The sequence below is a fragment of the Ohtaekwangia sp. genome, assembly GCF_036568665.1.
Taxonomy (GTDB): Bacteria; Bacteroidota; Bacteroidia; order Cytophagales; family Cyclobacteriaceae; genus Ohtaekwangia.
Map to the genome: position 1 here is coordinate 1 of NZ_DATCSD010000190.1, position 14324 is coordinate 14324.

Consider the following 14324-nt stretch of genomic DNA (forward strand, 5'->3'; position numbering starts at 1 on the left):
GGCATGCCGTTGCAACGAAGCCTGCACTTTTGTTTTGAACGATGCAGGATCACTTGCCATCAAATGATTAGACTCTTCCAGGCTTAGTCCTGCAGGATAATAACCACCAGCCCAGGGGTTGTGTAACGAAGTCTGATCAGAGCCGAGATCGATATATAGATTCTCTGCATCAAACTTTTCCCATACATCCACCACATTTCCCTGGTACGCAATCGAAATTATTTCTTTATCCGCTTTTGCTTTACGAACGCGTGCTACCAGTGTATCGAGATCTGTAATAACTTCATCTACCCAACCCTGCTCATGTCGTTTGTAAGTAGCTTTAGCATTTACTTCTGCTACTACCGTAACACAACCTGCTATATTTCCTGCCTTAGGTTGTGCACCACTCATGCCACCTAAACCAGACGTTACAAAGAGTTTACCGGCCAGTCCCTCTCCTGCTTTGCTGATCATACGACCAGCGTTGAGTATAGTAATGGTTGTTCCATGTACAATACCCTGCGGGCCTATATACATATACGAACCCGCAGTCATCTGTCCGTATTGGGTTACGCCTAATGCATTGTATCGTTCCCAATCATCCTGTCTGGAATAGTTAGGAATCATCATACCATTGGTTACTACACAACGAGGTGCTTCTTTCGATGATGGAAATATACCCATCGGGTGCCCGGAGTACATGTGCAGCGTTTGTTCATCCGTAATCTCCGCGAGGTACTTCATGGTGAGCAAATACTGCGCCCAGTTCTGAAACACTGCGCCATTACCACCGTATGTAATCAACTCATGCGGATGCTGTGCTACGGCAGGATCAAGATTATTCTGAATCATAAGCATGATCGCAGCAGCCTGTCGCGACTTGTGCGGATACTCTTCTATACCGCGTGCATACATAGTATAGTCCGGGCGGAATCTATACATATATATCCTGCCAAAACGAATCAGCTCATCATAAAATTCCTGTGCCAGTATAGCATGATGCCGTGGATGAAAATAACGAAGCGCATTCCGCACAGCCAGTTTCTTCTCATCAACGCTCAGTATATCTTTGCGTTTGGGAGCATGATTCACCGATGCATCATATACTTTTGCTTCCGGCAACTCATCCGGAATACCTTGCAATATCTGTTCTTTAAAACTCAGTGCCATGTACGCGGAAATCCTCCGGTTTAAAATGTGTCTTGGTAAATTTATACCCGATATCGAATAAGTCTTTCGCTTTGGTAATATCAAAGCCACTCACTTTGCCTACATCCGGAGGTTCGATCAGTATATCGCACAAGCCTTTGCTCATCACGGTATTTCCATTGATAGCGATCAGTAAACTTCGTTCGATCACGTTGCGAAAATTCTTTACATCGGCTTCTTCAGAAATATAGTTACAGTGTGAGCCTATTACAAAATCGCACTTGTCGCGAATAGATTGTGCGGGCAGGTTATCTACTATACCACCATCAACAAACGTACGATCCTGAAAATGTATCGGATTAAAAACAGCAGGCACGCAGCATGATGCGAGTATTGTTGGTATCAATTCTCCTTTTGTGAAATATACCGCCTTGCCTTTACGAATATCAGTAGCCGCGATCGTCATCGGTAACTTGAGCGACTCGTATGTATTCTCGGGCATATAGCGCAGCAACACTTCGCGCAATCCTTCCAGACTGAATAATCCGGTCCACGCCCAGGCCGGACGCACAGACTTGAACAAGCTTGTTGCCAGAATGATCTCTAGTATTTTTTCAGGTGTATATCCGTACGAGTATAGCGAGCCAACGATCGACCCGGCACTGGTGCCCGCCATGCACGTTGGTTTAACACCAAACTCTTCCAATGCTTTTAAAACACCAATGTGGGATATACCCCTTGCTCCGCCTCCGGAGAGAACAATACCAATCTTCATAGTTAGAGTATTTCTGCTAATGGAAATGTACGATCGAGCCTCACTCCTTTTTCTGTGTGCTTCACTGTGCAGCACTCGTTCAGCGGATCGTGTTCGAGAAATAATATATAGCCATTGTCGGCAGCTTCGTTCAGAAATTTTTCCTTTTCTTCCAGTGTCAGTAACGGGCGGGTATCATACCCCATGACATACGGCAAAGGTATATGTCCGACTGAAGGCAGAAGATCAGCCATATAGCATATAGTATGATTTTTATAGCGGATCTTGGGAATCATCATCTTATCGGTATGGCCTGACACATAGTATATATCATCTTTCGCAAAGGGAGATGACGATGCATCTATAAAATACAACTGACCACTCTGCTCCATTGGCAGTATATTTTCTTTGATGAACGATGCCTTTTCGCGCGGGTTAGGTTTTGTTGCCCACAACCAGTGATCTGCGTTCGTCCAGTATCGCGCATTGCGAAAAGTCATTTCGAGTTTTGAATTTTCATAGCGAACACCACCGCCACAATGATCGAAATGCAGGTGCGTCAGAAACATATCGGTAACGTCCTGTTCAGCAAATCCTTTTTTGTTGAGTGATTTGATGAGACTATCATCGCCATGCAGATAATAATGACTGAAGAATTTAGCATCCTGTTTATCTCCTATACCATTGTCGATCAACAACAGGTTGCTGCCATCTTCAATCAGCAGGCAGCGCATAGCCCAGGTACATAGATTATTTTCATCGGCAGGATTGGTCTTTTGCCAGATCGACTTCGGCACTACACCGAACATGGCGCCTCCATCGAGCTTGAAGAGGCCGGTATTGATCACATGTAAATTCATTGCTTCGATAAAGTACGTTGCACTGGTTTTATAGCGGTGTGCAAGCAAGCGTTGAAGGTATCGGGATTTTTATAAAAAAGAAAGGCCACCCATAGGCAGCCTTTCGAAATGTATTCAGGTTTAGGTTATTCTTTTACAACACCCATCGAACAGAACTTGTCGATGCGTTGATCAATGCGCGCTTCAGGAGATATAGCCTGTAGCTCTTTGGTGGTTTCCAGGATAACGCGTTTGATCTCCCTGGCCATCCACTTCACATCGGTATGCGCTCCTCCGAGTGGCTCTTTAATGATACCATCTACCAGTTTCAACGCGTGCATATCTTTCGCGGTAAGCTTCAACAACTCGGCAGCCTGTTCTTTAAAGTCCCATGATCTCCAGAGAATAGTAGAGCAGTTTTCCGGAGAGATAACCGAATACCAGGAGTTCTCCAGCATGAGTACACGATCACCGATCGCTATACCCAATGCACCACCGGAAGCTCCTTCACCAATCACAATACAGATCACCGGCACGGTAAGTCCGAACATTTCTTTGAGGTTACGCGCAATCGCTTCACCTTGTCCGCGCTCTTCAGCTTCAAGACCGGGAAATGCTCCGGGTGTATCTATAAATGTTATGATAGGCTTGTTAAACTTCTCGGCCATCTTCATCAGGCGCAGTGCCTTACGATAGCCTTCAGGGTTCGCCATACCAAAGTTACGCAGCTGGCGCTGCTTGGTGTTGCGTCCTTTCTGTTGACCGATGAGCATGAAGGTTTGTCCATCAATAGTACCAAGTCCGCCCACCATCGCTTTATCATCTGACACTGTACGATCACCATGCAACTCGATAAAGTCGGTTGTGATCTCGTAAATGTAGTCAAGCGTATAGGGTCTGTCAGGGTGACGAGAGAGCTGAACGCGTTGCCAGCCAGTTAAATTCTCGAAGGTCTCTTTTTTGAGATCAAGAATTTTCTTTTCAAGTGCTTTTACAGCTGCTTGTACTTCCTTATCGCTGTCGCTGGCTAAACCTTTCATGTCTTCCAGTTTTGATTCCAACTCCGCAATAGGCTTCTCAAAATCCAATAGCATATAGTCGATTTTGTGGGCACAAAGTTAGAAGTATTGTGAAATATCGGTAATTAATCTGAGAGAAATGCAGGAAAAGAAAAACTCCTGTAAAATTTCAGAATATTGCTTTTTTAACGTATCCTCCAGCCTTCTTTTACTCTTCATTTTTATAGTCTTCGCGAAAGATAGCCGAAGTGCCTTTACACATATCCTTGCAACAGACAAGATACTTCTACTTGCAAGGCACCAGATTTTCACAACGACTCCTCTACCCGCTTCGATAGATTATTTGTCCCCGCTCTTTGGATGATAATTTCCGGCAAAGGAATCTCATCTCACAGAAATTTGTCAGCGATAAGAAATGAAATCGTTGCGATATTCAGAGTGAGTTGCCACAACATATATAGCATCCCTGTAGTCTCTCGTATACAACCATCAACTAAACCCCTAACGCCATGAAGAATTGTTATCGTCTCGTTCTGATTGCACTGCTCTTTGCAGCAGGTTGCAGTAAGAAACAGGATTTTGTTACTATATCCGGCACACACTTTATGCTGGGTGATAAGCCTTATTACTACCTGGGCTCTAACTTCTGGTATGGATTAAACCTGGGTGCGAAAGGTGCGGGAGGAAATCGCGAGAGACTGAAGCGTGAGCTTGATCGCCTACAGGCAATGGGTGTAAATAATCTGCGCGTGATGGCCGGCAGCGAAGGGCCTGATACGGAGCCTTACCGTATGGTGCCTGCGTTGCAAACTGAACCCGGCAAGTATAACACAGATGTATTGGAAGGTCTTGACTTTCTGTTGAACGAGATGCACCAACGGAATATGCATGCCGTAATGTGTCTATCTGATTTCTGGAATTGGTCTGGTGGTATGGGACAGTATATAGTATGGTCGCACGCTGCAGACTCAATTCCGTATCCGCCACCACATCCCGGTGGTGACTGGGGACGCTACCAGGAATTTGTGTCACAGTTCTATAGCAACAAGCAGGCGGTAGATATGCTGAATGCGCATATAACATTTATTATTAATCGAAAGAATATATATACCGGTCAGGACTATAAAGATGATCCGACAATCATGGCATGGCAACTCTGCAATGAACCGCGCGGTTTAAATCAGCAGGATGCTTACCGGAAATGGATTGAAGAAACCGCAGCACTTATTAAATCGCAGGACAAAAATCACCTGGTGACTATAGGAAGTGAAGGCACTACCGCTTCACCTTATTCGGGAACTGATCCGGAGAAAGACCACAGCATCCCGAATATAGACTATATGACGATCCACATCTGGGTGCAGAACTGGAATATCTATGATCCGATGCGCGCGGGTGATACCTACGACTCGTCCGTGGCGTATGCTAAAAATTATATCGCCGTACACGAAGCTATAGCCCGCAAGATCAACAAGCCATTGGTGATGGAAGAGTTTGGCATTTCGCGCGACAGTAATAGTCATGATGCAGCATCGGGTACCCGTATACGCGATCAATATTATCAACAGCTGTTCGAAGCGATATATACAAAAGCCAGTGAGTCTAACAGCGTAGTATCCGGCTGTAATTTCTGGGCATGGGGAGGCGAAGGGCGACCACGTATACCCGCAGGCTTCTGGAAACCCGGTGATGATTTTATAGGAGATCCACCACACGAAGCACAAGGATGGTATTCGGTGTTTGATACCGATACCACCACGCACAAGATCATTCGCGAATATGCGGCGAAGATGAATGCTCTACAGCACTAGCTATAGCGATTAAAAAAGTGTGTATTAATCTGCGAGATCAGCGGGAAAGACGGCTGTTTTATTCTGTGTTTATCTGCGAATTCTGTGGGAAATATTTTGCATTTGAATATCGAACAAGGAACACCGATCAACGAATGTCGAAGTGGAGTATTAAGCTTTACACTTTGTATTTCTTTCTGCGTAAATCTGCGAGATTAGCGGGAAACAAAAGGCTATTTATTCTGTGAAAATCTGTTCCCGATAGCTATCGGGATGTGGGAGATATTCTGCATTTGAATATCGAACAAGGAACACGGAATAAAGAATAGTGAAGTATAAATACAAACTCGTGGCTACTCCTCAATGATAAAAGTATGCGGACTTGTTTCGCTATAGAAGCGTTGGGTATAGTTGCGCCAGCGGGTGGTGAATGCCTCACGAAGGTCTTTTACTTCCGTTACTTCGAGTTTGGTGACATCTATAGTACCAATCATTTTCTGAACCTCCAGAAACTCTTCCCATTCCTGTGGTGAATAGAAAGTAACTTTATAATATCCCTCTCCGATGAGGCGGCTTACCATTTTCATTATATAGTTCCTTGTTTAAGGTTCAAAGTTTGTTATTCGAAGTCAAGGTTCAAAGTCAGCGGAGGAGCTTCTTTATTTTCTTGATGAGTTTATCGGTATCAACCGGCTTGGTGATAAATTCATTTACACCGAGTTTTAACGCGAGCGCGATTACTTCTTCTTCGCCATCGGACGACAGCATGATGATGGGTGTATTTTTCTTCTGATCTTCACGAATGGTTTTGAGCACTTCATCGCCATTATGATAAGGCATGTGTATATCGGTAATAACTAAATCGAAAGCATGGTTCTCCTGTAAGTATTGCAGGGCCTTACGCCCGTCATTTGCCACCAATACTTCCATGTTCTCATTTCGCAAAGCGATTTGAATGATCTTGAGCACAGCATCATCGTCATCGCATACCAGAATCTTAGCCATTTTATTAGTCCTGCCAGAATTATGACGGCAATATAAAAGTATTCCGCGAAAAGCAATGAAGTTCTATAGCAAGGACGATTCTTCCAATGCTGGTTCTAGCGTAAAATAGTGCTGTATTGATTGGGAAGTGTAATTCTGAATGTAGTACCATCTCCCTCCTTCGATTCTATCTCAACTGTTCCTTTCAGCGCCTGGACGGTATCTTTTACAAGATAAAGACCGAGGCCCGTTCCTTCACCTTGTGAGGTAGCACGATAGAACATGGAAAATATCTTCGAGAGATAAGCTTTATTTATACCGATGCCATTATCGGTAATTGTAATCGTGGCCGTTTCTTTGGTTATATCTACCTGTATATTCACAAACGGTTCTGCCTTGGAGTTATCCATATACTTGATTGCATTGGAAAGCAGATTGTTTAGAATAGCACTCACACGGTAATTATCAGAATAAAAGAGACACGACTGATTTATTTCAATCTGTTTACGAAGTCTGTCGAATCCTTTCAGAAATCGCATTTGCTCTAAACCATCATCCAGTATTTTTCTGAAATCGATCTTCTCCAGAACAGGTTCATTCTTTGATATCTTGGCAAGCTTCAACACATCGTTGATCGAAGTATCGAGTTTCCGAATGCTGCTCTCGATCATCTGAAAATAATGCGCAAGACTTTTACTCGAAGTGACTCCCTCCTGCTTGGCCAGATCGAGAAGCCCCAGCACAGAATTTAAAGGTGAGCGCAGATTGTGCGTCACTCCGTAAATCATACTTTCCAATTCGCCATTTGCTTTCGACAGCGCTTCAATTTTTGTCAACAGTTCTTCGCGTGTAGCCAGGGCGTTACTACTATACCGCATAGCCTTTTGAATAGCGAGTGGTAATCGGTGAAGATCTGACTTCAACACATAATCATTTACTCCCTGCCGTATAAAACTTGCCGCCAACGCTTCTGATACTCCGCCACTCACTACAATAAATGGAACCGCCGGATTCACCTTTCGAGCCATCGACAAAGCTTCCAGAGAATTGAATTGAGGTGTGGCATGATCGGAAAGTATAATATCTGCTTTATACTCATCAAGTGCCTGCATAAACTCATCTTGTGTATCAACCTGCCGAATGTGAAAATTCAGTCCTGCCTTTCGCAACGCCATCGACATCAGTTCTACATCTTCGGGGATATCTTCTATGAGCAGTATCTTTAATTCGCTGTCAGGAGCAACCGCTTCATACTGCAGTCCTTCGCCCGATTCACCCAGCTTGATCCGTACATCTTCAACAGCTTCCTGCACGGTGTTATAATATCGCACGTTGCCGTGATCATCCATCACAGGGGTTTGCCAAATACGTTTATCATCTTCATCGCGCGCAGTAAGTGTAACCGAATAAGGTGTCAGCAATATATCCTGGTATTCTTCCGGAGATACATAGAGGATCGTATTGGAGCGATCAATAATGGAAATCTCTAGTTTTAAGGTACCTGCCTGCAGTGCTTTATGAAAGACTTCCATAGTAGATTGTGATTTCAAATCAACATGGGAAGTAAAAACATGTGCCTGATAAAACAGGCACCATTTTTATATACTGAACATAAGTCAACTCTTTTGTTCCCCAGTTTGGTCAAAATGAGGAAAGACGTGCCTGTTTGCTAGTGCGTAAAAAAGTAAGGACACTCCACGTCTTTATGTACTCTGCGGATGCGTGTGCGGTAATTGATCATGAACTCATGCGTTCCTTTAGAGTATCCTCCTATAGAAGAAGTTGTCCAGTCATACGAGTATACAAACTGGAATTTTTCACTAAGCTTGAAGCTGATAAAAGTAATGATGGCATCACCGGTACGATACGAGTTTCCTATACTGATGAGATCCTGGAAAATTACGTTCACGTTGATGTCGGCACTCAGTGGCGTACCATCCTGCACGCGTAACAGGAAGGATGGACTTATCTTTACTTTCTCCATGCGGTCTACCGGGAAGTAGGTTCCGGCATGCAGATAATATACCCGCGGAAGCGCAAGCTGCTCAAAAGAACCTTTAAAAAAATCAGCATGCTTCAGGATTGTTGGCACCGAGAAGCCGGCAAACATCTTCTTGTTATAGTAAAATACACCACCACCAAAATTAGGACGAAGCTCATTAAAGAATCCATTGAAGATCGGATCCCCATCCACCTTCATATTCAACTGCGAGAAGTCGGCCTTGAAGTTATTAAAACCACCTTGCACACCCAGTGAGAGTACACCACCACGTGGTGCCTTGATGATAAAAGCATAGCTACCATACAGCCCCGTGTTACGATAACTACCAATCTTATCGTTTGTTACCAATAACCCCAGGCCTACTTTTTCTTTTTTGAAAGATGAGTGTATACCAAACGTTGAAGTAACAGGCGCCCCGTCAAAGTTGATCCACTGGTTACGATAACTCAATGAACTGCTGAGTTGCACGTGACTCCCTGCATAAGCGGGGTTGATGAGCAGCCCGTTAAATATATATTGAGAGTATACTATATTATGCTGGGCACGCAGTTGCCATGGAACCAACATCACTCCAGCCAACACGATATAGACAAGCAGTTTTTTCATACGCGTTTAGTTCAGCAGTTCGAGGTATCCTGTTTTTGCATCTGATCCATCACCTTTTTCAATGATATAGAAGTAGGTTCCATCCGGCAGGTGGTTACCCAATACACTTATTCCTTTGTTCGATACACCATTGAAGATCATATCCACGTTGTTGTATCCCTTCTGTTCATATACCAGCGTACCGGCACGGTTGTATATACGCACCCGGTTGTTCGGATAACTTTCAATACAGCCAATCTCGAAGAAATCGTTCATACCATCGCGATTGTTCGAAACAGCATTATATACATTGATCTCCGGTTTGATCTCAAAAAGCTTGGTTGAATCACAATGTAAAGATGTATAGGCTGTCACCTGGAAGAAACCAGCCGGTAAACCTTCCAGCATTGGACCAGTAAGTGTAACTCCATTGATATCCCACTCGATCGTCTGAATATCACTATTATTTTGCGGGATCAACTGTACAGTACCATTCTCTTCACTACACGTAGAAGGCGTTGTTTTAAGTATAAAATCAGGATATACAAATATCTTCTGAACCGTACCCGGCACTGGTGCTGAAGCACAACCCGATATACGTTCAACAGCCGTTACTATATATTGGCCGGCATCCAGTAAGGCGTATACCTCACCCGTTGCATCTGGCTGATTCTTCACAGCCGTACCATTATACCATTGGAAAGTATAGTCTGTTATATTGCCGTTTACCGAAGCCGAGAGTTCACCATTCAGTTCAACACAATCAGTTCGATTGGCTACGAGTACAACCTGCGGCATCGGTACTGGTACCGGAGCACTTTGTATAACAATGCTGTTGTTACCTGTACATCCGGTAAGCACATCCGTTGCCTGCACAAAGTATGTCTTCGCTCCCAGGTTGGTTGCCTGACTTCCTGTGTAGTAAGGCTGACCACTGGTGATCGCCCCTTCATACCAATCGAAAGTATAGCCTACAATCTTGCCGCCTACATCGGCTTGTGCTGCACCGTTTCGTTTGGCAGGATCACAATAGGTCAGTGGTGCGATCGGTGTGATATTTACCATCGGGTATATCCGTCCATCTGTAATCGTAGTCGTATCCGGCAGAACTGTACAGAAACTCAGAGTCGGGTGTTTTGCGATAGCAGTATACATACCCATCGGAGCTGTTAACACTTCGCTTCCGGTAAAGTCTGGTGTAGTACCTACAACCGTTCCTTTAAACCAGTCATAACTATAGAGGTTTCCATCTCCTTTTGATACCGTTGCAAAGAGACTTCCGTTTGCTGTTACGCAACTTGACAACGGTACAGCAGATGCGAGTGTCTGCACAGTAACTGTATCGGTAGCAAATTTATAGGTAGCATCGGCAAAACAGTTGGTGGCATTATTCGTCACGCGAACAGTATATATGCCGGTAGCAGTATACGGTATACCATTGAGTTGAGAGTCGTTATCAACCGCTGCACCGGATGCCGTTGCACCGGAATACCATGTAAATGTATAGTTGCTCAGGTTAGGACTGTTATCCGCGATAACGCTCAGCGATCCTGTTACTTCCGGCAGAATACATACAGCCGGGTTACTGAATGCATCCAGTGTAATAACCGGAGGCGCGGTGTGATCTTCCACTACACCAACGGTGAGGGTAGACGCACAACCCAGTGTGTTAGTCACCTGTACATAATAGGTTCCGCTAAGGAGACTCGGAGAGGCCGGGTTGCCTGGTATCACAGCAGTAATCGGATTCTGTGCTGCATCAAACCACTGGAATGAGAAGTTGGCAAGATCAGCCGGGTTCGTCATATCAAATGTAGTAGTCGTTCCCATCAGCACTTGTGTTACTTTGTTAACCACGATAGAACCATCTATAGCCGGAGGACACAGAGTTTGAGGCGATACCGTAATCAGATTGTTGAGCACCGGAATCTCACGCTTCAGATATATAGTTTTGATCGTAGCACAGTTGCCATTCGGAGCGTTGATATCCGTAACACGTACCGTATAATCACCTTCCTGCAAATTACTGATCACAGGGCCTGATCCGATAAGATCTGCAGGCGTTGTATTGTTGATACCTGTGAACCAATCGAATTGATAACCGGCTGTTACACCTGTTGTTGTTCCCTCCGTAACTGAAGCTGAAAGCTGACCAGTATAACTTGTATTACAAGCAAGGTTTGGCGCGGTCTGTACAAGTACCACATTCGGATCAACGTGTACATCCTTTATAGTAAATGGTGTTATAGACGAGCGGCAGTTAGAAGTTGTATTTATTGCCTCTACCGTATAGTTGCCAACAGCTAACGCTACTCCGATAGTGGCTGCATTCCCTGCGCCTGCTATAGCCGTAGTACCATCGCTTTCATACCAGTTGAAAGTATACCCGGCAACGCCTCCTATAGCAGTACCGTCTACCAGTATATCGGTTACCTGGGCCGAACCATTTACAGGGTTACAATCTGTTTGATCTGTTAATGTTAAATCTGCCTGATCAATTGAGATCACCGGAAGATCATCGGTGATCGTGAAGGTGGCTATCGTCTCGCAAGTATTACCGGGTGTTGTATTATCTATTACACGAACTGTATAGGTACCAGCCAACAGTTGTTGTGCCGTCTCCTTGTTCAAGCCGGCGGTTACCCCTACCGTTGTGCCCAGTGGAGTTGTTGTGCCGGTGCCTTCGAACCAGTCGATTGTAAAGTCAGTAACTGGTGCTCCTCCGTTGATCTGGATCGTGATTGTACCGTTGCCGATTACTCCGGAACAATTGGTATTGCTTGCCAATGTGGTCGCTATAATCGCTGGAGGATTAGTCTTATCATCCACTATAAATTCAACCAGCGGTGATGCACAGTTAGATGCTGTATTGGTAGCTTTCACAAAGTATGTATCTGCCGCTAGCAATGCACCTACTACTGGTCCGTTACCACTGGCTGGTATAACGGTAGTGCCGTCATTAGCAAACCATACGAAGGTATATCCGGCAGTTCCACCAGAAGAAGCTCCATCGATCAATACATCGGTTACACTTGCAGAACCATTTACCGGTAAACAGTCTGTCTGATCTGTTACAACCAGATTTGCTGTCGCTATAGATATAGCATACGGATCGCTGTTGATGTTAAATGTCTCGTTCGTCTTACAACCATTTACGGTGTTTGTTACCTCAACGGTATAGAAGCCTTCTGTAATATTGAAAGCCGTGTGGCCTGGTGCCAGTATATTTCCTGCGGGCAGTACAGGATCAGAAGTAAGTTTACCATCTGTCCATTTATAAGTATATCCAGCTGCAGGTGTTGGTGTACCATCAACGGCCAGTTCAATAGAACCATTTCCGCTGGCAGCACCTGTACAGTTTTTGTTATCGTTTAATGCGTTGGCTGTAACAACCGGGTGTGTTGTATTATCAACGATGGTTATATCATTCGGAGCGGATGTACAGCCTGGCAGTGCGGGATTAACCTCTTTCGCCAGAATGGTATAGTTACCAGCTGCTAATCCGTTAACAACGGTTGATGGCAGTGCTCCGTGAACCGTCATCATCAATAAACCCTTCTGATATACCTGTACATCATACCAGGTTTGATCGATCGTAGGGTTAGCAGCGATCGTACCAGGGCTTGGTGTTATCGTTGCATCGAACGCTCCATCCGGAACAGCACAATTTGTCTGCGGGAAGGTTAATATACTTAAGAGTGCTGCTTCATCACTGTATGGCAAATTAATTACCAGTGAATCTTTACAACCTGTTGTATTATCAACAGCAATAACGGTATGTAATCCGCTTTTGATTGGTTCGCCAGAAGCTGCGTTTGAAATTCGGTTAGAGTTGACCGGGAAGTTTTGTCCGTTACCTTCAAAGGTCATTCCTACATTCTTATCACCAAGGTACCAACTAAAAGCAAAGCCCGCTGTGTTTACGGCAGACGATGCCTGCGCACCTAACTGACCTGTACCAGCATTACAGATCGCAGGAATAACACGCTCGCCTAGTAATTGTGTAATGGTGATGTCTGTTGCCGGTGCATTGATAACATTTACGGTTACCGGAGCCTGCACATCGCAACCTAATACATTATTTACAGCAGACACTGTATAATCACCTGCACCTATACCACTTAATACATTGGATGTCTCTGTATAATCCGGAATCGCTTTCTGATTTTTACCATTATACCAAGAGAATGTATAGTCACCTACTGCACCTATACTTACACTCGCGGTGATACTTCCGTTGGCTGGCGAACAGTTTGTAACATCAGCAGAAACCGCGCTGATAGTAGGAAGTGTAATGTTATTGGTAATCGTTGCTTCTGTTGTTCCTGCACAACCCGTAGCATTATCAATCGCCTGTATTGTATATATACCGGCAGCCAATCCTGAAACAACTGCTGCAGGAGAACCGGCAACTTCATTAGCCGGATTTGTATTCTGACCACTGAATATATGGAATGTGTGATTGGTTGTAACACCCCCTACGTTGGCAGAAATACTACCGTTCGATTTAGCAGGATCACAGGCTGTATTGCTGGATGGAGTTGCACTCACTACCGGAAGAACCGTATTGTCCAGTACCTGTACCGTGGCTTTCGCTGACTGACAGTTGGTACTTGTACTCACGGCTACTACGGTATAGTAATTAGCTGTGCGACCTGAATATACTGCTCCCGTAAAATCAGGAGTCGCTATATTCGGTGTTGCTATATTTCCGATGAACCAGTAGAAGATATACCCGGAAGCGGTGCCGCCTACGGTGGCTGACACCTGACCGTTGCCTGAACTACAGATCGTTTGATTGGCATCTACTACGGCAGTAACTACCGGGGCAACCGGATTATTATTGATCGTAACCTGCGCTGTGTTTGAACAGCCGGTCGTATTGTTGGTAACTTTTACAGTATATACACCGGCATCCAGACCGGTTGCATTAAAGGAATTGCTTTTCACAAGTCCGCTCGTTCCGGCTCCCGCATACCACGTAAAGGTATACCCGGCTGTAACCCCACCTACATTCGCGGAAGCCTGACCGTTGCCGGATCCTGCGACTGCATTACAAATTGTCTGATCAACCGTGGAAGTAGTAATCGCTGGTAACGTGGTGTTGTTCAATACCTGAACCGTAGCCTTCGCTGTCGCACAGCGTGTTACCTTATCAACCGCTACTACTGTATAATACGCTGCTTGTAATCCGCTATACGTGGCGCTTGCTTTATAGTT

9 protein-coding genes and 1 pseudogene are annotated in these 14324 nt (G+C 44.7%); 1 reads left to right on the top strand and 9 read right to left on the bottom strand.

What is annotated here, in order from left to right:
• From VIN08_RS10890 to VIN08_RS10905, 4 genes and pseudogenes are all read right to left on the bottom strand, one after another.
• Positions 1 to 1152 (bottom strand): annotated as a pseudogene (locus VIN08_RS10890) (urocanate hydratase); the annotation flags it as partial.
• On the bottom strand, positions 1136 to 1906 hold the full coding sequence (locus VIN08_RS10895; RefSeq protein ID WP_331964461.1) for a patatin-like phospholipase family protein: 771 nt from the start codon (positions 1904 to 1906) through the stop codon (positions 1136 to 1138). The pseudogene VIN08_RS10890 and the gene VIN08_RS10895, both read right to left, overlap by 17 nt.
• Before the next feature lie 2 nt (positions 1907 to 1908).
• Entirely contained in the window at positions 1909 to 2745 is an 837-nt protein-coding gene (locus tag VIN08_RS10900; protein ID WP_331964484.1) for an MBL fold metallo-hydrolase, read from the bottom strand.
• A gap of 125 nt (positions 2746 to 2870) precedes the next feature.
• Entirely contained in the window at positions 2871 to 3818 is a 948-nt protein-coding gene (locus VIN08_RS10905) for an acetyl-CoA carboxylase carboxyltransferase subunit alpha (protein WP_331964464.1), read from the bottom strand.
• Positions 3819 to 4252: 434 nt separating this feature from the next.
• On the opposite strand from VIN08_RS10905, the gene VIN08_RS10910 reads away from it, so the two are divergent.
• The gene (locus tag VIN08_RS10910) at positions 4253 to 5554 is read left to right on the top strand and encodes a glycoside hydrolase 5 family protein (protein WP_331964467.1); all 1302 of its coding nucleotides are present in this window, start codon (positions 4253 to 4255) and stop codon (positions 5552 to 5554) included.
• 332 nt (positions 5555 to 5886) lie between these two features.
• Here VIN08_RS10910 and VIN08_RS10915 read toward each other — a convergent pair whose 3' ends face one another.
• The 5 genes from VIN08_RS10915 to VIN08_RS10935 form a co-directional block, all read right to left on the bottom strand.
• On the bottom strand, positions 5887 to 6120 hold the full coding sequence (locus tag VIN08_RS10915; RefSeq protein WP_331964470.1) for a hypothetical protein: 234 nt from the start codon (positions 6118 to 6120) through the stop codon (positions 5887 to 5889).
• A gap of 55 nt (positions 6121 to 6175) precedes the next feature.
• Entirely contained in the window at positions 6176 to 6538 is a 363-nt protein-coding gene (locus VIN08_RS10920; RefSeq protein WP_331964473.1) for a response regulator, read from the bottom strand.
• Between the two features lie 95 nt (positions 6539 to 6633).
• Positions 6634 to 8049 carry a HAMP domain-containing sensor histidine kinase gene (locus tag VIN08_RS10925; protein ID WP_331964476.1) on the bottom strand — a complete coding sequence of 472 codons (1416 nt, stop codon included), beginning with the start codon at positions 8047 to 8049 and terminating at the stop codon, positions 6634 to 6636.
• A 137-nt stretch (positions 8050 to 8186) separates the two neighbouring features.
• Complete coding sequence (locus VIN08_RS10930) at positions 8187 to 9125, bottom strand: type IX secretion system membrane protein PorP/SprF (RefSeq protein ID WP_331964479.1); 939 nt, start codon at positions 9123 to 9125, stop codon at positions 8187 to 8189.
• A 6-nt stretch (positions 9126 to 9131) separates the two neighbouring features.
• Positions 9132 to 14324 (bottom strand): gliding motility-associated C-terminal domain-containing protein (locus tag VIN08_RS10935; protein ID WP_331964481.1); only part of this gene is annotated, 5193 nt, incomplete at its 5' end.